The sequence below is a fragment of the Streptomyces sp. NPDC031100 genome (assembly GCF_055570785.1).
On sequence record NZ_JBVIGN010000008.1, the window covers coordinates 231,144 to 252,506 of the forward strand.

Annotated in this window: 20 protein-coding genes; 11 read left to right on the forward strand and 9 right to left on the reverse strand. The window is 69.4% G+C overall.

All coding sequences use genetic code 11. The features are described from left to right. Positions 1 to 107: 107 nt before the first annotated feature. From ACZ5DS_RS23700 to ACZ5DS_RS23710, 3 genes are all read left to right on the forward strand, one after another. Positions 108 to 866, forward strand: coding sequence for a calcium-binding protein (locus tag ACZ5DS_RS23700; protein WP_468241815.1), 759 nt, complete (start codon positions 108 to 110; stop codon positions 864 to 866). A gap of 63 nt (positions 867 to 929) precedes the next feature. Continuing rightward, positions 930 to 1,781 carry a hypothetical protein gene (locus ACZ5DS_RS23705; protein WP_468241817.1) on the forward strand — a complete coding sequence of 284 codons (852 nt, stop codon included), beginning with the start codon at positions 930 to 932 and terminating at the stop codon, positions 1,779 to 1,781. A 200-nt stretch (positions 1,782 to 1,981) separates the two neighbouring features. Next, the gene (locus tag ACZ5DS_RS23710; RefSeq protein ID WP_468241819.1) at positions 1,982 to 2,812 is read left to right on the forward strand and encodes a hypothetical protein; all 831 of its coding nucleotides are present in this window, start codon (positions 1,982 to 1,984) and stop codon (positions 2,810 to 2,812) included. An 82-nt stretch (positions 2,813 to 2,894) separates the two neighbouring features. Here ACZ5DS_RS23710 and ACZ5DS_RS23715 read toward each other — a convergent pair whose 3' ends face one another. Together ACZ5DS_RS23715 and ACZ5DS_RS23720 are read right to left on the reverse strand one after the other, a co-directional pair. Continuing rightward, positions 2,895 to 5,291, reverse strand: coding sequence for an HAD-IC family P-type ATPase (locus tag ACZ5DS_RS23715; protein WP_468241821.1), 2,397 nt, complete (start codon positions 5,289 to 5,291; stop codon positions 2,895 to 2,897). 94 nt (positions 5,292 to 5,385) lie between these two features. Then, positions 5,386 to 5,652 (reverse strand): DUF2530 domain-containing protein, encoded by a 267-nt coding sequence (locus tag ACZ5DS_RS23720; protein ID WP_468241823.1) that lies wholly within the window; start codon positions 5,650 to 5,652, stop codon positions 5,386 to 5,388. 151 nt (positions 5,653 to 5,803) lie between these two features. Between ACZ5DS_RS23720 and ACZ5DS_RS23725 the strand changes: the two genes are divergently transcribed. Beyond that, positions 5,804 to 7,255 (forward strand): NCS2 family permease, encoded by a 1,452-nt coding sequence (locus tag ACZ5DS_RS23725; protein ID WP_468241826.1) that lies wholly within the window; start codon positions 5,804 to 5,806, stop codon positions 7,253 to 7,255. 4 nt (positions 7,256 to 7,259) lie between these two features. Here ACZ5DS_RS23725 and ACZ5DS_RS23730 read toward each other — a convergent pair whose 3' ends face one another. After that, positions 7,260 to 7,442: a ribbon-helix-helix protein, CopG family gene (locus ACZ5DS_RS23730; RefSeq protein ID WP_468241828.1), complete on the reverse strand. Its 183-nt coding sequence runs from the start codon at positions 7,440 to 7,442 to the stop codon at positions 7,260 to 7,262. Between the two features lie 155 nt (positions 7,443 to 7,597). On the opposite strand from ACZ5DS_RS23730, the gene ACZ5DS_RS23735 reads away from it, so the two are divergent. Both ACZ5DS_RS23735 and ACZ5DS_RS23740 read left to right on the forward strand, forming a co-directional pair. Then, positions 7,598 to 8,035: a MarR family winged helix-turn-helix transcriptional regulator gene (locus ACZ5DS_RS23735; protein ID WP_468241830.1), complete on the forward strand. Its 438-nt coding sequence runs from the start codon at positions 7,598 to 7,600 to the stop codon at positions 8,033 to 8,035. Between the two features lie 25 nt (positions 8,036 to 8,060). Further along, positions 8,061 to 9,401, forward strand: a complete 1,341-nt coding sequence (locus ACZ5DS_RS23740; RefSeq protein WP_468241833.1) for an MFS transporter — start codon at positions 8,061 to 8,063, stop codon at positions 9,399 to 9,401. Between the two features lie 22 nt (positions 9,402 to 9,423). Here the strand turns inward: ACZ5DS_RS23740 and ACZ5DS_RS23745 are convergent, their stop codons facing one another. Beyond that, complete coding sequence (locus tag ACZ5DS_RS23745; RefSeq protein WP_468241835.1) at positions 9,424 to 9,960, reverse strand: GNAT family N-acetyltransferase; 537 nt, start codon at positions 9,958 to 9,960, stop codon at positions 9,424 to 9,426. A gap of 104 nt (positions 9,961 to 10,064) precedes the next feature. Between ACZ5DS_RS23745 and thpR the strand changes: the two genes are divergently transcribed. Further along, positions 10,065 to 10,637, forward strand: coding sequence for an RNA 2',3'-cyclic phosphodiesterase (gene thpR / locus ACZ5DS_RS23750; RefSeq protein WP_468241837.1), 573 nt, complete (start codon positions 10,065 to 10,067; stop codon positions 10,635 to 10,637). A 128-nt stretch (positions 10,638 to 10,765) separates the two neighbouring features. Here thpR and ACZ5DS_RS23755 read toward each other — a convergent pair whose 3' ends face one another. The 4 genes from ACZ5DS_RS23755 to ACZ5DS_RS23770 form a co-directional block, all read right to left on the reverse strand. Further along, on the reverse strand, positions 10,766 to 11,761 hold the full coding sequence (locus ACZ5DS_RS23755; RefSeq protein ID WP_468241839.1) for an aldo/keto reductase: 996 nt from the start codon (positions 11,759 to 11,761) through the stop codon (positions 10,766 to 10,768). Between the two features lie 118 nt (positions 11,762 to 11,879). Next, positions 11,880 to 12,083, reverse strand: a complete 204-nt coding sequence (locus tag ACZ5DS_RS23760; RefSeq protein WP_468241841.1) for a hypothetical protein — start codon at positions 12,081 to 12,083, stop codon at positions 11,880 to 11,882. A gap of 121 nt (positions 12,084 to 12,204) precedes the next feature. Then, a complete protein-coding gene (locus ACZ5DS_RS23765; protein WP_468241843.1) occupies positions 12,205 to 12,786 on the reverse strand; it encodes a Uma2 family endonuclease in 582 nt (193 codons plus the stop codon). Positions 12,787 to 12,874: 88 nt separating this feature from the next. Continuing rightward, the gene (locus ACZ5DS_RS23770) at positions 12,875 to 13,558 is read right to left on the reverse strand and encodes a GDSL-type esterase/lipase family protein (RefSeq protein WP_468241845.1); all 684 of its coding nucleotides are present in this window, start codon (positions 13,556 to 13,558) and stop codon (positions 12,875 to 12,877) included. Positions 13,559 to 13,645: 87 nt separating this feature from the next. Between ACZ5DS_RS23770 and ACZ5DS_RS23775 the strand changes: the two genes are divergently transcribed. Next, entirely contained in the window at positions 13,646 to 14,629 is a 984-nt protein-coding gene (locus tag ACZ5DS_RS23775) for a WD40 repeat domain-containing protein (RefSeq protein ID WP_468241847.1), read from the forward strand. A 52-nt stretch (positions 14,630 to 14,681) separates the two neighbouring features. Here ACZ5DS_RS23775 and serC read toward each other — a convergent pair whose 3' ends face one another. After that, positions 14,682 to 15,800, reverse strand: a complete 1,119-nt coding sequence (serC, locus tag ACZ5DS_RS23780) for a phosphoserine transaminase (RefSeq protein ID WP_468241849.1) — start codon at positions 15,798 to 15,800, stop codon at positions 14,682 to 14,684. Positions 15,801 to 15,988: 188 nt separating this feature from the next. On the opposite strand from serC, the gene ACZ5DS_RS23785 reads away from it, so the two are divergent. From ACZ5DS_RS23785 to ACZ5DS_RS23795, 3 genes are all read left to right on the forward strand, one after another. Next, positions 15,989 to 18,808: an FAD-binding and (Fe-S)-binding domain-containing protein gene (locus tag ACZ5DS_RS23785; RefSeq protein WP_468241851.1), complete on the forward strand. Its 2,820-nt coding sequence runs from the start codon at positions 15,989 to 15,991 to the stop codon at positions 18,806 to 18,808. Positions 18,809 to 19,040: 232 nt separating this feature from the next. Beyond that, the gene (locus ACZ5DS_RS23790) at positions 19,041 to 19,172 is read left to right on the forward strand and encodes a hypothetical protein (RefSeq protein WP_468241853.1); all 132 of its coding nucleotides are present in this window, start codon (positions 19,041 to 19,043) and stop codon (positions 19,170 to 19,172) included. Between the two features lie 97 nt (positions 19,173 to 19,269). After that, positions 19,270 to 21,267 (forward strand): ABC transporter ATP-binding protein, encoded by a 1,998-nt coding sequence (locus ACZ5DS_RS23795; RefSeq protein ID WP_468241856.1) that lies wholly within the window; start codon positions 19,270 to 19,272, stop codon positions 21,265 to 21,267. Positions 21,268 to 21,363 lie beyond the last annotated feature (96 nt).

Below are 21,363 nucleotides of genomic sequence, written 5' to 3' on the forward strand. Positions count from 1 at the left end.
ACGATTCCCACACCACATTCTTACGAGTAGTACAACCTTTCACATCTGTCCCAGGTCATGTCTGTGGAGTCACCAGGCTCCACAGACAACCAACGTGGGGACAACACATGCGCATTCGAGCGTCTGTCGCCGTCGTGAGCGGCGCTCTGGCCCTGTCCGCTCTCGCCGTTCCGGCCGCGCACGCGGACGGCGGTGACGGCGACACCAAGATCACCAAGGTGGTCGTGGACGGCGACAACAAGGTGACGATCGGCACCTCCAGCGCGGTCACGTTCAAGGTCAGCGTGACCGCGACGGACGACTCGGGCATCAAGGGCGCCGACGAGTTCGACCTCTACGGCCCTGGCGACGGTTACGTCCGGACCGGCAAGCCCGCCTGCATCGCGGTCAACGCCACCACCTCCACGTGCATCGCCTCGGTGAAGATCGACCCGAGGACCGACTATCTCCTCAACAAGACGGCCGGCACCTGGTACGTCTCCGCGTGGATCAACGCCAACGACGAGAACTACATCTGGCAGGAGAAGTCCGGCTCCTTCCTCTTCCTGCGCGCCGCGAAGCTCACCACCGACGCCACGCCCGAGCCGGTGAAGAAGGGCAAGACCCTCACCGTCACCGGCTCCCTCACCCGCGCCAACTGGGAGACGCTCAAGTACGGCGGCTACGGCAACCAGTCGGTCAAGCTCCAGTTCCGCAAGAAGGGCTCCAGCACCTACACCACGCTGAAGACCGTCAAGACGGACTCCAGAGGCAACCTGAAGACCACGACGACCGCGACGGCCGACGGCACCTACCGCTTCTCCTTCGCGGGCAACTCCTCCACCGCTGGCGTCAGCGCCGCGGGTGACTTCGTCGACGTGCGGTAAACCCGGAGCACAGCAGGCCGGATCCACAGGAACACCCGCACATCCACTCATCCAAGGAAACAGATGCGCATTCGTGCCACCGTGGCCGCCGTCTCCGGCGCCCTGGCCCTCTCCGCCCTCGCCGTGCCGGCCGCGCAGGCCGCCGACGGGGGTTCCTCGTACCGCGCCGGCAAGACCGCGTTCAGCGTCGCCGCCGCCCCGGCTGACGACTTGAACGTCACCTTCTCCCACTTCAAGATCGCCAAGACGATCAAGGTCGGCCCGACCGCCCACGTCTCCGCGGCGGTCTCCTACACGCTGACCCACGAGGCCGGCCTCGACGTCACCTCGGACTCGTTCATCACCTTCCCGGCCCTCTTCCTCGGCTCCTCCGAGCGTCCGGACAACGCCCTGGCCGGCGACGACCCCGCGACCTGCACCAAGACCACGGCGACCGTCGCCACCTGCAAGGGTCGGATCGACATCTACCCGTCGGGCGAGAACAGCTCGGGGCTGAAGAACTCCCAGGCCGGCACCTGGAAGGAGGCCGCGTTCGCCTTCGACTTCGCGCACGAGAAGAGCGCTGCCCGGTTCGACCTCGGCACCACCCTGGTGCAGCGCAACTCCACGCTGACGGTCAACGCCTCGCCCGAGCCGGTGAAGAAGGGCAGGACCATCACGGTCACGGGCAAGCTGTCCCGTGCCAACTGGGAGTCGCACAAGTACGCCGGCCTCGGCAACCAGTCGGTGAAGCTCCAGTTCCGCAAGAAGGGCTCCAGCACCTACACCACGCTGAAGACCATCAAGTCGGACTCCACGGGCTACCTGAAGACGACGACCAAGGCCACGGCCGACGGCGACTACCGCTTCTCCTACGCGGGCACCACGTCCACCGCTGCGGCCAGCGCCGCGGGTGACTTCGTCGACGTGAAGTAAGCGACATACGGCAGATTCCGGCCCCGGGAGCACAAGCGGAACATCCGGCTCCCGGGGCCGGAACGTTTCCTCTCACTTGTGTCACGGGCTGGTCAAGATCTGGCCGGGGCCCCTCTTGCGCTACAACCCTTTGCACCCCTCGCGGATCGGATTGCGTGAGTCAACCGACTCCCCCATCACTTCTCCCTCCAGGGAAACGCATGCGCATTCGTGCCACCGTGGCCGCCGTCACCGGCGCCCTGGCCCTCTCCGCTCTCGCCGTTCCGGTCGCGCAGGCTGCTCCGACCAGCGGTACGCCGTACACGCTGAACGTGAGCTTCTCGAACCTCAAGATCACCTCGGCGATCAAGGTCGGCGCGTCCGCCAAGGTCAGCACCACCTACACGTACACGCTGACGCACGGCTCGGACGTGAACATCGCTGCGAGCGACTTCTACACGGACGCCTTCCTCTACAAGGGCTCCTACGACACCGAGACCACCGAGCTGTCCGGCGACAACCCGGCGACCTGCACCGCCACCTCGTCCACCACCGCAGCCTGCAAGGGCACGGTCGACATCTACCCGACCGACCCCGACCCGAAGAACGTGGACGCCGGCACCTGGGGCGTGGCGGCCGAGGCGATCGCCTTCAACGGCCAGAACCCTGACAACCCCGACTACAGCAAGGTCGGCTTCAAGGACCAGGGCAGCATGGCCACCACCAAGGTGCAGCGCTACTCCAAGCTGACGGCCGACGCCACGCCCGAGCCGGTCAGGAAGGGCAGCACCCTCACCGTCACCGGCAAGCTGACCCGCGCCGACTGGGACCACAACACCTACGTCGGCTTCGGCGGCCAGTCCGTCAAGCTGCAGTTCCGCAAGGCGGGCACCAGCACCTACACCACCGTCAAGACGATCACCTCGTCCTCCACCGGCTACCTGAAGACCACGGTCACGGCCGGCTACGACGGCTACTACCGCTACAGCTTCGCCGGCACCACGACCACTCCGGCGGTCAGCGCCGCGGGTGACTTCGTCGACGTGCAGTAGGTCCCATCGAGCAGACGGCCGCGCCACCGGAGTCGTACCGGTGGCGCGGCCGCGCTGTTCGGGCTCACGCCGGAAACGGCCCTCACGCCGGGAACCGCCGGTCCACCCACCTCCACAGGAACTCCAGGGCGGCCGCCCCCACCACCGCCACCCCCACCGCCGTCCACGGCACGGTGACGCCCACCAGTTTCAGGGCGAAGAAGGTCTGCAGGTCAGGGACCATGAGGACGAACAGGAAAGCCACTGCCATGGCGGCCACCAGGGCCACCCGCCACCAGGTGTACGGCCGCGCGATGATCGCCAGGACCCACATGGAGATCAGGAACAGGGTCAGGGTCGCCGCGCTGGTCTCCGCGGCCAGGGCGCCCGGGCCGGTGTAGTAGTGGCGGGCGAGCAGGTACGTCACGAAGGTCGCCACTCCGGCCACCACCCCGCCCGGGATCGAGTAGCGCATGACTCTGCGGACGAAGTGGGGGCGGGCCCGTTCCTTGTTGGGGGCCAGGGCCAGGAAGAAGGCCGGGACGCCGATGGTGAGCGTGGAGAGCAGGGTCAGGTGGCGGGGCAGGAAGGGGTACTCGACCTGCCAGCACACCACCAGCACCGCGAGCAGCACCGAGTAGACCGTCTTGACCAGGAACAGGGTCGCCACGCGGGTGATGTTGCCGATGACGCGGCGGCCCTCGGCCACCACCGACGGCAGCGTCGAGAAGCTGTTGTTCAGCAGGACGATCTGCGCGACCGCCCGGGTCGCCTCCGAGCCCGAACCCATCGAGACACCGATGTCGGCGTCCTTGAGGGCCAGCACGTCGTTCACGCCGTCGCCGGTCATCGCGACCGTGTGCCCGTTCGACTGCAACGCGCCGACCATGTCCCGCTTCTGCTGCGGGGTGACCCGGCCGAAGACGGTTCCGTCGTCCAGCGCCTTGGCCATGTCCCGTTGGCCGGCGGGCAGCCGGCGTGCGTCCACCGTCGTACCGGCCAGGCCCAGCTTGGCCGCGACCGCGCCGACCGACACCGCGTTGTCACCGGAGATGACCTTGGCACGGACGTTCTGGTCCGCGAAGTAGCGCAGGGTGTCGGCGGCGTCGGGGCGCAGGCGCTGCTCCAGGACCACCAGGGCGGTGGGGCGGGCGCCGCGGGCCGGCTCGGGGTCGTCCAGGTCGCGGGTGGCGCGGGCGAGGAGCAGGACCCGTAGGCCCTGTTCGTTGAGGCGCTCGGTTTCGGCCAGGGCCGGGTCGTCGGCGCCGAGCAGCACGTCGGGGGCGCCCAGCAGCCAGGTGCTGGTCTCGCCGTCGCCCTCGCTGAACGCCGCACCGCTGTACTTGCGGGCGGAGGAGAACGGGAGCGACTCGATACAGCGCCACTCCTCGATGTCCGGGTAGGCGTCGATGATCGCCTGGAGGGAGGCGTTGGGGCGCGGGTCGGACTCGCCGAGGGCACCGAGCACCTTGCGGACGTAGTCGTCGTCGTAACCGTCGAGGGTCCTCAGTTCGGTGACGTCCATACCGCCCTCGGTGAGCGTCCCGGTCTTGTCCAGGCAGACCGTGTCGACGCGCGCCAGGCCCTCGATGGCGGGCAGCTCCTGCACGAGGCACTGCTTGCGGCCGAGCCGGATCACCCCGATCGCGAAGGCCACGGAGGTGAGCAGCACCAGCCCCTCCGGGACCATCGGGACGATGCCGCCGACCGTGCGGGCGATCGCGTCCTTCAGGTCGTTGTTCTTGACCACGAGCTGGGTGACGACCAGGCCGATCGCGGCCGGGACCATCATCCACGTCACGTACTTGAGGATCGTGGAGATACCGGTGCGCAGCTCGGAGTGGACGAGCGTGAAGCGGGAGGCCTCCTCGGCGAGCTGGGCCGCGTACGCCTCGCGGCCCACCTTGGTCGCCTGGAAGGCGCCGCCGCCCGCGACCACGAAACTGCCGGACATCACCTGGTCGCCGGGGCGTTTGACGACGGGATCGGCCTCACCGGTGAGCAGCGACTCGTCGATCTCCAGCCCGTCGGCCTCCGCGCACACCCCGTCCACGACGATCTTGTCCCCGGGGCCTATCTCTATGAGGTCGTCCAGGACGATCTCGTTCGTGGCCACCTCGGCGGCGATGCCGTCACGGCGCACGGTCGGCCGGGACTCGCCGATCACGGCGAGCGAGTCCAGCGTCTGCTTGGCGCGCCACTCCTGCACGATGCCGATGCCGGTGTTGGCGAGGATCACGAAGCCGAAGAGGCTGTCCTGGATCGGCGCGACGAAGAGCATGACCAGCCACAGCACACCGATGATCGCGTTGAACCGGGTGAAGACGTTCGCGCGGACGATCTCGCCCAGGGAGCGGCTGCTGCGCACCGGCACGTCGTTGACCTGCCCGCGCGCGACGCGCTCGGCGACCTGGGCGCCGGTCAGACCGGTCGAGGGTACGCCCGGCAGGGCCACCGGGTGCACGGGGTCGAGTTCGGCGCCCGCGTCGATGTGGGTCATGCATTCGACGGTACGTGCGCTTGTGCGCCTTCACCTGCCGAGCGGGGGGAAGTTCCGACTTGGGGAGGAGCCGAGTCGTGCGCAGGTTGTACGGCTACTCCGTCGACGTCGTCTGCAGTGACGCGGCTCGCTTGATCGCCGCATCGCGCCTGCGGACGTACCAGATGCCGATGAGCCCCAGCCCGCCGCCGGCCAGGCAGGTCCACAGCCACCAGAGGTGATCGTGGTCGTCGAACCAGCCGTAGAAGGGGAGCTGGACCAGGAAGAGGACGAACCACACGATCGTGCCGCCGGTGATGGTGGCGACCACGGGGCCCTCCAGGGGCTCCGGCGCCTCGTGCTTGGGGGTCCACTTAGCCATGGGGCACAGCTTACGAGCCGTTCGGGTCTACGCGCGGAGATGGCGATGTGGGAGTCATACGTTCATACTGAAACCGTTTGTCTTTGACCGCTTCTGTTCGTATGAAACTCCAACGGGGCTCGGGGGAACCCCGCTGGTGATGAGGTCCCGCATGTCAGCCTCGGCACCTGCCAAGGTCCCCACCCCCGAGAAGCCGGGCGGCACCCCCGCCTATGGCACCCTCGACCGCTTTTTCAAGATCTCCGAACGCGGCAGCAGCATCGCCCGCGAGATCCGGGGCGGTTTCGCCACCTTCTTTGCGATGGCGTACATCATCGTGCTGAACCCGATCATCCTCGGCAGCGCGAAGGACATGTACGGGCACCACCTGAACAACGGGCAGCTGGTCACGGCGACGGCCCTGACGGCCGCGTTCGCCACGCTCCTGATGGGTGTCATCGGCAACGTGCCGATCGCGCTGGCCGCCGGTCTCGGCGTGAACTCGGTCGTCGCGCTCCAGCTGGCGCCCCGGATGTCCTGGCCGGACGCCATGGGCATGGTCGTGCTGGCCGGTTTCATCGTCATGCTGCTCGTGGCCACGGGGCTGCGCGAGCGCGTGATGAACGCCGTGCCGTTCGGCCTGCGCAAGGCGATCTCCATCGGCATCGGCCTGTTCATCATGCTGATCGGCCTGGTCGACTCCGGCTTCGTCACCCGTATCCCGGACGTCGCCCAGACGACCGTCCCGCTGCAGCTCGGCGGCACCGGTCACCTCACCGGCTGGCCGGTGCTGATCTTCATCCTGGGCGCGCTGCTCACCTTCGCGCTCATCGTGCGCAAGGTGCCGGGCGCGATCCTGATCTCCATCGTCGGCATGACCGTCCTCGCGCTGATCATCAACTCGGTCGCCCACGTCACGACCTGGGGTCTGACCGTCCCGACGTGGCCGGGCAACCCGGTCGCCACGCCCGACTTCGGCCTGATCGGCCAGTTCAGCCTGTTCGGCGGCTTCTCCAAGGTCGGCGTGCTGACCGGAACCCTCTTCGTCTTCACGGTCCTGCTGTCGTCCTTCTTCGACGCCATGGGCACGATCATGGGCGTCAGCGACGAGGCCAAGCTGACCGACGCCCAGGGCTACATGCCGGGCATCAACAAGGTCCTCTTCGTGGACGGCCTCGCGGTCGCGACGGGCGGCGCGAGCTCCTCCTCGGCCACCACCGCGTTCGTGGAGTCCACGGCGGGCGTCGGCGAGGGCGCGCGCACGGGCTTCGCGAACGTCGTCACGGGCGGCCTCTTCGCGGTGGCCCTCTTCCTCACCCCGGTCGCCACGATGGTCCCGTCCCAGGCGGCCACACCGGCCCTGGTCGCGGTGGGCTTCCTGATCCTGTCGAACTCCGTCAAGGAGATCGACTGGGCGGACTACACCATCGCGATCCCGGCCTTCGTGACGATGCTGATGATGCCGTTCACCTACTCGATCACCAACGGCATCGGCATGGGCTTCATCACCTTCGTGGTGCTGCGCCTGGTGGCCGGCCGGGCGAAGGAGGTCCCGGTGGCGATGTACGTCGTCGCGGCGGTCTTCGGCTTCTACTACCTGATGCCGGCCCTGGGTCTCGCGTGAGCCCTCAGGTGACCCCGTAGAACTTCTCCGTCTCCTCGACGGCGGCCTGGAATCGCTGGTCGAAGTCGTCCCGGATGAGCGTGCGGACCACATAGTCCTGCACGCTCATTCCTCTTTTCGCCGCGTGATGCCGGAGCCGTTCGAGCAGCTCCCCGTCTATACGCAGGCTGAGCACGCTGGTCCCCATGGGTACGAGGGTCGCCACATCTGGGCGCCCGATGCGTCACTTTCCGGAATCTCCTCACTCATATGAGTGATCAGACGGTTCAGTGGCGGGCGTCACGGGCATTCCGGCGCGTCGCGGGTGGTCTTTAGCGAGAGTAATGAGTTACTCTAAAGAACATGCCGGACCTTACCCATGGCGACGACGCTGCCGCCGTGAACTCCCTCCGCTCCGCCGTGATGCGGCTGTCCCGTCGGCTCAAGCACCAGCGGGTCGACGAGTCGCTGAGCCCGACCGAGATGTCGGTGCTCGGCACCCTCTCCCGCTGCGGCCAGGCCACGCCGGGCGAGCTGGCCCGCAAGGAGCACGTCCAGCCGCCGTCGATGACCCGCATCGTCGCGCTGCTCGAGGCCAAGGGACTGGTCCGTCTGGAGCCGCACCCCGAGGACCGGCGCCAGAAGGTCGTCACCAGGACCGAGCAGGCCGAGGCGATGCTCGAGGAGAGCCGCCGCAAGCGCAACGCGTTCCTGGCCGGCCTGGTCGAGGGCCTCGACGAGGACGAGTGGGCCGCACTGCGCGCCGCCGCCCCCGTGCTGGAGAAGCTCGCGCATCTGTAGGAATCAGAAGAGGAGGCGACGTCTTTTGAGTACGGGACCCGGAACACCTTCCGCACCCGCACCGATATCCACCGACAACCCCCGCAAGTCCTCGATGTTCAGCTCGCTGAGGATCAGGAACTACCGCCTGTTCTTCATCGGCCAGGTCGTCTCCAACACGGGCACCTGGATGCAGCGCATCGCCCAGGACTGGCTCGTGCTCAGCCTCACCGGTTCCTCCGCGGCCGTCGGCATCACGACGGCCCTGCAGTTCCTGCCGATGCTGCTGTTCGGCCTCTACGGCGGCGTCCTGGTCGACCGCCTCCCCAAGCGGCCCACGCTGCTCGTCACCCAGACCTCCATGGCCGTCACGGGCCTCGCGCTCGCCGCGCTGACCCTCACCGGCCACGTCCAGGTCTGGCACGTCTACGTCGCCGCCTTCGCCGTCGGCCTCGCCACGGTGGTCGACAACCCGGCCCGGCAGTCCTTCGTCTCCGAGATGGTCGGCCCCGAGCAGCTGCAGAACGCGGTCAGCCTGAACTCGGCGAACTTCCAGTCCGCCCGCCTGGTCGGCCCCGCCGTCGCCGGCCTCCTGATCACGGGCGTGGGCACCGGCTGGGCCTTCCTCTTCAACGGCCTGTCCTTCGTCGCCCCGATCGCCGGACTGCTGCTGATGCGCGCCCGCGAGCTGCACGTGGTCGAGCGCGCGCCGAGAGGGAAGGGCCAGCTGCGCGAGGGCCTGCGCTATGTGGCGAAGCGCCCCGAGCTGATCTGGCCGATCGTCCTCGTCGGCTTCATCGGCACCTTCGGCTTCAACTTCCCGGTGTGGCTGTCGGCCTACGCCGACGACATCTTCCACGCCGGCGCCGGCGCCTACAGCCTCTTCAACACCCTGATAGCCGTCGGCTCCCTCGGCGGCGCCCTGCTGGCCGCCCGCCGCGGCACGGCCCGCCTGCGCGTCCTGATCGCCGCCGCGGTGGCCTTCGGCGCGCTGGAGACCGTGGCCGCGCTGGCGCCGTCGTACTGGCTGTTCGCCCTGCTCATGGTCCCGATCGGGATCTTCGGCCTGACGGTCAACGTCACCGCGAACACCGCCGTGCAGATGGCCACCGACCCGGCCATGCGCGGCCGGGTGATGGCCCTGTTCATGATGGTGTTCATGGGCGGTACGCCGCTCGGTGCGCCGGTCGTCGGCTGGATCACCGACACCTACGGGCCGCGCGTCGGCTTCGCCCTCGGCGGCATCGTCTCCGCCGGCGCGGCCGCCGCGATCGGACTGGTCCTCGCCCGCATCGGCGACCTGCGCCTGGCGGTGGGCTGGCACCACGGCCACCCGCAGGTGCGGTTCGTCCCGAGAGAGCGGGAGCAACTGGCGACGGCCGCCTGAGCGGTCCCGGCCCCGGGGGGTCCTACAGGACCCTCCGGGCCAGCACCTGCCCCGGCCACGCGTCGTCGCCGGGCACGCTCGCGGTGAAGGACTCGGTCGGGATGAAGCCGTTGCGTTCGTAGAAGGCGACCAGCTTGCGGTCGCCGCCCGCGTAGCAGTCCACGCGCAGGAGCGAGATCCCGGCCCGGCGGGTCTCCTCGGCCACGTGGGCGAGCAGCGCGGCGCCGATGCCATGGCCCTTGAAGCGCCGGTCGGAGGCGAAGGCGTGGATGTAGCGCTCGGGTTCGTCGGCGGGCTCCAGATACGGACCGGGCGCGTCGGTGACGGTCAGCGTCGCCGCCGGGACACCGTCGTACTCGGCGATGTACGGGCTGCCCTCGCTGACGAAGCGGGTGATCATGTCCACCGCCCTCGGGTTCTCCGACCAGGGCGCGGTGCCCCACTGCCGGCTGCGCCCCTGCGCCACGAGCCATGCGACACCGCTGTCGAACATGCCGAGGATCAGGGGGATGTCGTCCGGACCGCCTTCTCTGATGATGATCTTCCCGTTCTTCTCCATGCCGTCGATCATCCCCGGCCGGGCCGCGTCAGGTCAGCAGCTTTGTGCGTTGCGGGCCGGGAGCTTCATGCATTGCGGGGCGCGTTCCCTGGCAGGGTGACCTCATGAGACTCTTCGCCGCCGTGCTGCCCCCGGAGGATGTCATCCATGAGCTCGCCGCCGAGGTCGCGAAGTTGAAGAGGCTGCCCGGCGCGGAGGGGCTGCGCTGGACCAGCCGCCCCGGCTGGCACTTCACGCTCGCCTTCTACGGCGAGGTCGACGAGGCCGTCGTACCGGACCTGTCGGCCCGCCTGGGCCGCGCGGCGCACCGGACCTCTCCTTTCCCGCTGGCCCTGCGGGGCGGCGGGCAGTTCGGGCGCGGGCAGGTGCTGTGGGTGGGCGCGGACGGAGACCTGCCGACCCTGCGGCTGCTGGCCGACCGCACGGAGGCGGCGGCGGTGAAGTCCGGCGTGCCGATGGGGGAGCACCGTCGCTATCTGGCCCATCTGACGGTGGCGCGCAGCCGGCATCCGCTGAACGTACGGCCGTACGTGAGCCTGCTCGGCGAGTTCACCGGCCGGACCTGGACCGTGTCCGAGCTCGCCCTGGTGCGCAGCAATCTGCCGAAGTCCGGAGTGCCCGGGGAGCAGCCCCGGTACGAGACGGTCGACCGCTGGGCGCTCGGCGGGGCCGGTTAGGCTCGGGTACGTGGACCCGAAAACCCGGAACCGGATCATGGCCGGTGTGCTTGTGCTGATGTTCGTGGTGGTTGCCTTGTCGGCGGCGGTCGGACGGTAGACCGCCGCCGACACAGGTGTGGCTTCGGCTACCAGGCGAAGGCCTCAGGAGACGGCCCCGGACCCGGGAAGATCTCGTCCAGGCCCGCCAGCAGCTCCTCGCTCAGCTCCAGTTCCAGGGCCCTGAGGGCCGACTCCAGCTGTTCGGCGGTGCGCGGGCCGACGATCGGGCCGGTCACGCCGGGACGGGTGAGCAGCCAGGCCAGGGCGGCCTCGCCGGGCTCCACACCGTGCTTGTCGAGCAGGTCCTCGTACGACTGGATCTGCGCGCGGACGGCGCTGTTGGTGAGCGCGTCGGCGGCCCGGCCGGAGGCGCGGCGCCCGCCCTGGGCCTCCTTCTTGATCACCCCGCCGAGCAGACCGCCGTGCAGCGGCGACCAGGGGATGACCCCGAGCCCGTAGTCCTGCGCGGCCGGGATGACCTCCATCTCGGCGCGACGCTCGGCCAGGTTGTACAGGCACTGCTCGCTGACCAGTCCGATGGTGCCGCCGCGCCGGGCGGCGATCTCGTTGGCCTGGGCGATCTTGTAGCCGGGGAAGTTGGAGGAGCCGACGTACAGGATCTTGCCCTGCTGCACGAGCACGTCGATGGCCTGCCAGATCTCCTCGAAGGGGGTCCGGCGGTCGATGTGGTGGAACTGGTAGACGTCGATGTAGTCGGTCTGCAGCCGCTTCAGGCTGGCGTCCACGGCCCGCCGGATGTTGAGGGCGGACAGCTTGTCGTGGTTGGGCCAGAGGCTCTCCCCGTCCGGGTCCATGTTGCCGTACACCTTGGTGGCGAGGACGACCTTGTCGCGCCGGTCGCCGCCCTTGGCGAACCAGTCCCCGATGATCGATTCCGTACGGCCCTTGTTCTCGCCCCAGCCGTACACGTTGGCGGTGTCGAAGAAGTTGATGCCCGCGTCCAGCGCCGCGTCCATGATCGCGTGACTGTCGGCTTCACCGGTCTGCGGGCCGAAGTTCATGGTGCCGAGGACGAGTCGGCTGACCTTGAGTCCCGTGCGTCCTAGCTGCGTGTACTTCATGGTCCACCAGCCAACGGCTTGGAGTGCGCTCTAGGCAAGCGATGCCAGCGCCCGGAACGCGGACAGGCACACACCCGCTCCCCTTCGGGTGGTGCCTGCTGTGCGGTGTTTTCGAGGCTCAGGCCTTCGTGACGTCTATCGCGTGTTCGGGCTGCGCTGCGTCGTCCTGGAACTGGACCTTGTCCCCGCGGTGCAGCTTCGTCCGCTCGACGGGATTCCGGAGGTCACTCGAGGAGAATTCCAGCTGGGGGCCACCTCGATCGGCCTTGATCTTGCCCTCGCCCTGGCCCTCGTTCCACTCCTGAATCTTGCCTGTGGGCATGACTGCGTCTCCTTCGTTCGACGGTTTTGGGAGGCCCCGGACACACGCCGGGGTTCGCTTCCATCGAAAGCGAACCCAAGTACGACAGCGACTGCTGGGGGCCGAACGGGTGACGCAGGTCTTAGTCGCGGGGGAAGTCGTCGGTTTTGAGGGTGAGGTCGACCACGGTGCCGGTGAGGTCGATGTCCTTACCGAAATCGACTGTCGTCCTTGTGGTGTAGTCGCCTTCCTTGGGTTGGGTGTAGACGTAGCACGTGCCCTTGTAGGGGTCGGCGATGACGTAGACGGGGACTTCGGCGGTGGCGTAGGCGGTCTTCTTGGGGCCGTAGTCGTTGGCTGCGGTGCCCTTGGAAATGACCTCGGCGACGAACTCGACGTCTTCGTGACGCCAGCGGCCCTTCTCCGTCTTGGCCGCGCCTTCCCTGATGACCGTCACATCTGTGGCGAAACCGTTGAGGTGACCTGGGTAGTCGATCCGGACATCGGACTTCAACCGCCTCCGGGGATACTTGGCCCGCAACTGCTCAAGGATGTCCAGGGTGATATCCCAATGGGTGTCCCGCTGCGGCGACATGTAGACGGTCCCCTCGACGATCTCGACCTTGTATCCCTCGGGGGTGGGCTCAAGCCGGTCGAACATTTCGTCGAGCGTGCTCTCGTTGTCGCACTCGGCCATCGCGATCCTGTCTTCAAGGACGGTCATCGTGGCGCTCCTCCCCAGCTGCCCCAAGGACGAGTGCAGCCGCGCACTTCAACGATACGCACGGTGACCAGGAGACGCCGGAATTCGGTCAACTTGTTCCGGCCGCGTACGCCCGTCCGATTCCCCACGCCTCCCACATCGCCCCCGCGAACGCCCCCGCGATCCGGTGCTCCCCGCTCGCGTTGGGATGCGTCCCGTCGTACGTGTCGCCGTGGATGTCGTACGACGTGGGCGGCGACGCGAGCAGGATCGGCGAGCGGGGCTCGTCCAGGTCGGCGACCGCCTTCGCGAGCAGGACGTTGAACCGGTCCACCTGCTCGGCGAAGGGCGTGTCCACCTCGGCCCGTATGTTCGGGATCACCGGCAGCAGCACCATCCGGATGTGCGGGTCGGCCTCCCGCGCACCCGCCACGAAGGCCCGTACGTTCTCCGCGGTCTGCTCGGCGTTGGTGTAGAAGCCCAGGTCGATCAGGCCCAGCGAGACCAGCAGTACATTCGGCCGGAACTCCCGCACCGCCGGGCCGATCAGCGGAGCCATGTGCAGCCAGCCCTCGCCCCAGCCGGCCAGGTGGGCGCGGGGGAAGTCGGGGTCGGCGTAGGCCAGGGAGGTCGGGGCGTCCGTCGCCTTGTCGTACAGGGTCTCGCGCGGACCGACGAGGGCGAAGGGGCCGTCGTACGTGGTGCACAGGTGCTGCCACAGCCGGTAACGCCACGTGTGCTCGCCGGCGCTTCCGATCGTCATGGAGTCGCCCACGGGCATGAACCTAAGCATCCGGTCATGATGGACGATCACGGCAGTGTGTGGAGTGTGAGGCCCACCACGCCGGTGAACGCCCCACCGGGATGGCAGTCTTGGTGCATGCGCCGACCGTTCGCCCTGCTCGCCGGGGCCCTGCTCGCGGGTGCCTGCGCGCTGCCCGCCTCCGCCGCCGACGGTGACCGTTCCGGTGACCAGGGGTTCACCATCAAGGACCCCCGGATCACCGAGTCCAGCGGCCTGGCCGCCTCCCGTCTGCACCCCGGCATCTACTGGACGCACAACGACAGCGACGACGGGCCGTACCTCTACGCCGTGGACAGCGCGACCGGGAAGACCGTCGCCAGGGTGACCCTGCGCGGCATCGGCTCCCCGCGCGACGTCGAGGCCGTCTCCATCGGGCCGGACGACCAGATCTACCTCGGCGACATCGGGGACAACCTCGACGGCAAGTGGCCGTACGTCTGGATCTACCGGCTGCCCGAGCCGAAGGTGCTGAAGGACCAGACGGTCACGGCGGCGCAGTACGTCGTCAAGTACTCCGACGGAGCGAGGAACGCGGAGTCGATGGTCGTGCACCCCAGGACCGGGCGCGTGTACATCATCGACAAGAAGGAGGACGGCGGGCATCTGTACGAAGGGCCTGCGCACCTCTCCACCTCAGGCGCGAACATCTTCAGGCCCGTCGCCCCCATCGACCTCTGGGCCACCGACGCCGCCTTCTCGCCGAACGGCCGGCAGCTGGTGGTCCGGGGGTACTTCGGCGGTATCTCCTACGACTGGAACGGCGGGAAGATCAAGCGGAAAGGGCGGCTCGACGTGCCGCTGCAGGGGCAGGGGGAGTCCGTCACGTACTCCGTCGACGGGACCAAGCTGATGTACGGCAGCGAGGGCGCCGACAGCGCGGTGCAGGCGGAGGACGCACCGGACGGCGGGTCGAGCAAGCCGCCCTCCAGCAGCGGAAGTTCAGCCTCCGGTGACAGCAACAGCACCGGCAACAGCGGGAGTTTCAAGGTCGGCGCGGTCATCGTGGCCGTCGGCGCGGCCGCCCTCTTCGGGGTGCGGCGGCTGCGGCGCAGGAGTTGAGAAGAGGGCGCCCGGTGTGGCACCGGGCGCCCTCGTGCTCGTACCGGAGAGGTCAGAGCTTCTCGATCACGTAGTCGATGCACTGCGTCAGCGCCTCGACGTCCGCCGGGTCGATCGCCGGGAACATCGCGATGCGCAGCTGGTTGCGGCCGAGCTTGCGGTACGGCTCGGTGTCCACGATGCCGTTGGCGCGCAGCACCTTGGCGACGGCGGCCGCGTCGATCTCGTCGGAGAAGTCGATCGTGCCGATGACCTGGGAGCGCTTGGCCGGGTCGGAGACGAACGGGGTGGCGTACTTGGACTCGTCCGCCCAGGTGTACAGGCGGGTCGAGGAGTCCTTGGTGCGGCCGGTGGAGAAGGCCAGGCCGCCCTGGCCGTTGAGCCACTCCAGCTGCTGGTTGAGCAGGAAGAGGGTGGCGAGGGCCGGGGTGTTGTACGTCTGGTTCTTGCGGGAGTTGTCGATCGCCGTGGGCAGCGAGAAGAACTCCGGGACGTGGCGGCCGGAGGCGTGGATCCGCTCGGCGCGCTCGATGGCGGCCGGGGAGAAGACGCCGATCCACAGGCCGCCGTCGGAGGCGAAGGACTTCTGCGGCGCGAAGTAGTAGACGTCGGTCTCGGCGATGTCGACCGGGAGGCCGCCCGCGCCGGAGGTGGCGTCCACGAGGACGAGCGCGCCCTCGTCGGCGCCGGCCACGCGCTTGATCGGCATGGCGACACCGGTGGAGGTCTCGTTGTGCGTGAAGGCGTACACGTCGACGCCCGCCTCGGCCTGCGCCTCGGGGTGGGTGCCCGGCTCGGTGGCGATGACGGTCGGCTCGGCCAGCCAGGGAGCGAGCTTGGCAGCCTTCGCGAACTTGGAGGAGAACTCGCCGAAGCTGAGGTGCTGGGACTTGTTCTCGATCAGTCCGTGGGTGGCGATGTCCCAGAAGGCGGTGGAGCCGCCGTTGCCGAGGATGACCTCGTAGCCCTCGGGGAGGGAGAACAGGGAGCTGATGCCCTCGCGGACCTGGCCCACCAGGTTCTTGACCGGGGCCTGGCGGTGGGAGGTGCCGAGCAGAGAGCTTCCGGTCGCGGCGAGCGCGTCGAGCGCCTCGGTGCGCACCTTGGAGGGGCCCGCGCCGAAGCGTCCGTCGGCGGGCTTGATGTCAGCGGGGATCTGGATGTCGGCCACGAGTCGGAGGGTATCCGCTAGACGAAACGGGACGGAACCATGTCCGTCCGATGAGACGAGCGCGCCGAGCCGTGGACCTGTGAGGTTGTACTGAACGTGCACTGACCTTGCCCGAGCTTGTACGACGATATGTGCGGGGCTGTGGAAAAGTCGCGGTGACTGTGCGTGAGCGGATGCATCCTGGACGCATGACGGATCACTCGGGCCTTGAGGCGGAACTGCGCGGGGCCGTCCGGGGTGAGGTCGGCTTCGATGTCACCGCCCGGGCGCTCGTGACCATGGACGCGTCCAACTACCGGCGTGTCCCGGCGGGGGTGGTGGCCCCGCGGGACGCCGACGACGTGGCGGCGGTGCTGGAGGTGTGCCGCGCGCGCGGAGTGCCGGTGGTGGCACGCGGCGGGGGCACGTCGATCGCCGGGCAGGCGACCGGCACGGGCGTGGTGCTGGACTTCACCCGGCACATGAACGGCCTGCTGGAGCTCGACCCGGGCACACGGACCGCTGTCGTCCAGCCGGGGCTCGTCCTCGACCGCCTCCAGGAGGCCGCCGCCCCGCACGGCCTGCGCTTCGGCCCCGACCCGTCCACCCACAGCCGGTGCACGCTCGGCGGAATGATCGGCAACAACTCGTGCGGCTCGCATTCGGTCGCCTGGGGGACCACGGCGGACAGTGTCCACGAGCTGTCGGTGATCACCGCGCGCGGGCAGCGATTGCGGCTCGGGCAGCACTGGGCCGGCGCTCCGGACGGGCTGCGCGCCCTGGTGGAAGGAGACCTCGCCCGCCTGCGCACCGGTTTCCCGGACCTGCCCCGCCGCATCTCCGGGTATGCCCTGGACGCCCTGTTGCCCGAGAAGGGCGCCGATGTCGCCCGCTCCTTCTGCGGCTCGGAGGGCACCCTCGGCATCCTGACGGAGGCGGTCGTACGGCTGGTGGAGGCCCCACGCGCGCGTGCCCTCGCGGTGCTGGCGTACGGGGACGAGAGCGCGGCCGCCGAGGCAGCCGCCGGGCTCCTGCCGCACCAGCCGCTGACGGTGGAGGGCATGGCGGCCGACCTGGTGCGCTCGCCGGCCGGGCTGCCGAAAGGCGGCGCCTGGCTGTTCGTCGAAACGGGCGGGGAGTCGGAAGGGGAGGCCCGCGCGCGTGCGGAGGAGATCGTCCGCGCGGCCGACGTGGTCGACTCCCTGGTGGTCACGGACGCGGCGGCGCAGCGGTCCCTGTGGCGGATCCGGGAGGACGCGAGCGGTACGGCGACGCGCTTGCCGGACGGCAGCGAGGCCTGGCCGGGCTGGGAGGACTGCGCGGTGCCGCCCGCCCGGCTCGGCCCCTATCTCCGGGACTTCCGCGCCCTCCTGTCCACGCACGGCCTGCGCGGTACTCCGTACGGCCACTTCGGCGACGGCTGCATCCACGTCCGCATCGACTTCGACCTGCTCACCGAGGCGGGCATCGGCCGCTTCCGGCACTTCTCCGAGGAACTGGCCGACCTGGTGGTCTCCCACGGCGGCTCGCTGTCCGGGGAGCACGGCGACGGCCAGGCCCGCGCGGAGCTGCTGCCGCGGATGTACGGCGCGGAGACGGTGAGGCTCTTCGAGCGGGCGAAGACGATCTGGGACCCCGACGACCTCCTCAACCCCGGCATGCTGGTCCGCCCGGCCCCCCTGGACACCAACCTCCGGTTCTCCGTTCTTCCGGGAAATCCCGTCGACGTGGCCTTCGGCTACCCGGCCGACGGCGGCGACTTCCGCGCGGCCGTCCGCCGCTGCGTCGGCGTCGCCAAGTGCCGTACGAGCACGGCGGCCGGGCCCGCCGTGATGTGCCCCTCGTACCGGGCGACCGGCGAGGAGGAACACTCCACGCGCGGTCGGGCCCGGCTGCTGCACGAGATGCTCGCGGGCGACCTGGTCACGGACGGCTGGCGCTCCACGGAGGTCCGGGACGCACTGGACCTGTGCCTGTCCTGCAAGGGCTGTCGCTCGGACTGCCCGGTCGGCGTCGACATGGCCACCTACAAGGCCGAGTTCCTGCACCACCACTACGAGGGCCGGCGCCGCCCGGCCGCCCACTACACGATGGGGTGGCTGCCGGTATGGCTGCGCTGGGTGGCCCGGACGCGCACGGCCCCGCTGCTCAACAGGCTCGCGTCCGTAAGCCTGTTGGCGCGCGCGGGCAAACGGCTGGGCGGGATCGCGCCGGAGCGGGAGATCCCTCGGGTGGCGCCGGAGACGTTCAGCCGCTGGTGGCGACGGCGGAAGCGGCGGTCTACGGGAAACCTGGTCGTCCTGTGGCCCGACACGTTCACCGAGCACCTCTCACCCTCGGTCGGACAGGCGGCCGTACGGGTACTGGAGGCCGCCGGCCTCAGGGTGGTACTGCCACCGTCCCGCCCGCTCGGCGGCGGGGTCTGCTGCGGCCTGACCTACATGTCCACCGGCCAGCTCGACCGGGCCCGCGCGGTGCTGCGCCGCACGCTGGAGCTGATGGAACCGGTGCTGCGCCGGGGCGCCCCGGTCGTCGTCCTGGAGCCGAGCTGCGCGGCGGCCCTCCGTGCCGACCTCCCGGAACTCCTGCACGACGACCCGCGCGCACCCCGGCTGGCCTCAGCAGTCCTCACCTTCGCCGAAGCCCTTGAGCGCCACGCCCCCGACTGGACCCCGCCTCCCGTGAACCGCCCGGTCGTCGGCCAGACCCACTGCCACCAGCACGCGGTCCTCGGCGACGCCGCCGACCGCAGACTGCGCGAGTCCGCAGGCCTGACCGGCGAGCTGAGCGGCGGCTGCTGCGGCCTGGCAGGCAACTTCGGCTTCGAGAAAGGGCACTTCGAGGTGTCGAAGAGCTGCGCCGAGGAGCAACTCCTGCCGTCGGTACGGGAGGCGCCCGAGGGGGCCGTGGTCCTGACGGACGGCTTCTCGTGCCGCACGCAGCTTCAGCAGCTGGCCGGGGTGCGGGGGAGGCACCTGGCGGAGGTGCTCGCGCAGGGGCTGGAGGGAGGGGGAGGGGTGGTGAAGTGAGCCGGCCTACTTGAAGGGCCTTCAAAAGGCTGCCAGGTTCGTAAGAGAACTCTCAGGTTCGCGGCGGCCGGGCGGGTATTCCTCAGGATTCACCAAGGTATTCCAAGGTACTCACAGCGCCCCTTTGCCATTTTTGCCGTTCGGGCGCTCCGGTGGCGTGTAGGTTCTTCGATGTCGGGTTCCGGACGTGGAATTCGGCACACAAGTACAGCGCTACGAAAAGGAGTCGGAAATGAGCCTCAAGAAGCTCGCCCCGCTGCCCCCGAAGCCGAAGAAGCAGCTGCCTCCCCCGCCGCCGAAGCCGAAGCACAAGAAGCGGGCGCCGAAGCCGCTGCCCAAGCCGATCCCCGGCCAGGACGGCTGAGTCAGTCGTAACGAGGACCGACGGTTCGCCGTCGGTCCTCTGTGCGGTCCTGAATTCCAGGAATTCCGGTGAAGGGAAGCAGGGATGTGAAATGGGTATGGGTGAGAGTGAGGCCGAGGGATATGAGTGCGAGGACACTCCGACCATTCCGGACCGCACCGCGTTCCGCCGTTTCTGGCTGCTGACCAAGGGGCTCAGGAAATGGCTGCTCCTCGTCTGGCTGTGCACGGTGCTCGCCGCGCTCGCCGAGACCGAGGCCATCCTGCTCTTCAGCGACCTCACCGACCACGCCCTGCAGAAGGGTTCGCTCGGCGCGTTCTGGAGTCCGGCCGTGAAGTGGCTGGGCATCGCCGTGGTCGGCGCGGTCGTCGCCTACGCGGGCAACTCCCTTGCCGCGTGGGTCACCGAACGCTTCGTGATGCGGCTGCGCGAGCACGTCTTCGACCATGTGCAGCAGCTGCCCCCGCACTTCTTCCAGCGCCACCGCCAGGGCGATCTGCTCTCCCGGCTGACCAGCGACGTCGAGGCGATCGAGACGATGGTCGTGTCCGGCCTGGTGGGCGCCGCCTCGGCCGCCTTCTCCGCCCTCTTCTACGCGGCCGCCGCGTTCTGGCTGCGCTGGGACCTGGCCGCCGCCACCTTCGTCCTCGCGCCCCTGTTCTGGCTGGCCGCCCGCCGCTTCTCCGGCTCCATCAAGGACGTCTCCCGCGAGGGCCGGGTCGCCGACGGCGCGATCACCTCCGTGGTCGAGGAGTCCCTCGGCAACATCGTGCTCACCCAGGCCTACGACCGCCGGGACGCCGAGCGCCGGCGGCTGCGCGAGGAGGCGAACGCCTGGTTCCGCGCCTCCGTCCGCTCGACCCGGCTGGGCGAGGCCTACGAGCAGCTCGTCCAGGTCATCGAGACGGTCTGCGTGCTCGCCGTGATCGGCATCGGCGCCTGGGAGATCTCCACCGGCCGGATGACGCTCGGCCAGCTGCTCGCCTTCGCCGCGTTCCTCGGCTACCTCTACCCGCCCGTGCGCGGCCTGGCCCAGCTCGGACTCACGGTCACCGCGGCCACGGCGGGCGCCGAGCGGCTGATCGAGATCCTGGACGTACGGCCCTCGGTCACCGACCCCCGGCGGGGCACGCAGGCCGGCCGCCCGGACGGCACGGTCGAGGTCCGGGACGTCGCCTTCCGCTACCCGGGCGCCGACCGCACGGCCCTCGAGGGGCTGTCCTTCACCGTCACCCCCGGCGAACTGGTGATCATCACCGGCCCGAGCGGCGCCGGAAAGTCCACGGTCTCCAAGCTCCTGCTCCGCTTCTACGACCCGGACGCCGGCGAGGTCCTGCTGGACGGCGTCCCCCTGCGCGACTTCCCGCTGGCCCGCCTGCGCGAGTACGTCACCCTGCTCCCGCAGGAGACCCTGGTGCTGCACGACACGGTCCGCGCCAACATCGCCTGCGGCCGTCCCGGCGCCGGCGACCAGGCGATCGAGGAGGCGGCGCGGGCGGCCGACGCGCACGACTTCATCGTCCGGCTCCCCGACGGCTACGACACCAGGGTCGACCCCAACTCGGCCCGGCTGTCCGGCGGCCAGCTCCAACGCCTGGCCATCGCCCGCGCCATCCTGCGCGACGCCCCCGTGCTGGTCCTGGACGAGCCGACGACCGGCCTGGACGCGATGGCCGCCCGCCGGGTGGTCAAGCCGCTGCGCCGGCTGATGACGGGCCGTACGACGATCATGATCACCCACGACCTCAACCTCGCACCCGACGCCGACCGCATCCTCGTCGTCGACCGCGGCCGCATCGCCGAGACCGGCCGCCACGAGGAACTGCTCGCACGGGGCGGGGCGTACGCGCGGCTGCACCGCTCGCAGAACAACGCGTCCATGGACACCGGCGAGCTGCGCATGCCGCTGTGGGGGGAGGCGCCGCAGCAGGTGTACGACCACGGGCAGGGGCATGAGACGTACGCCCCCGCGGGCGCTCGGCCCCAGCCCACCGCTTGGCCGCAGCCCACCCATGAGGCCCCTGGAAACGTGCACTCGTTTCTGCCCGACGGCCGTCCGCTGTTCCGTGACGAGGAGTCCTGGCCGGGCATCTGATCCCAGCATCCGGGACAGTGCCGTAAAGGGTTCACGCACCTGTCGAAGTCCATTACCCTGGACTTGGTAGTACATCGCGATGAACGAACTCGATCA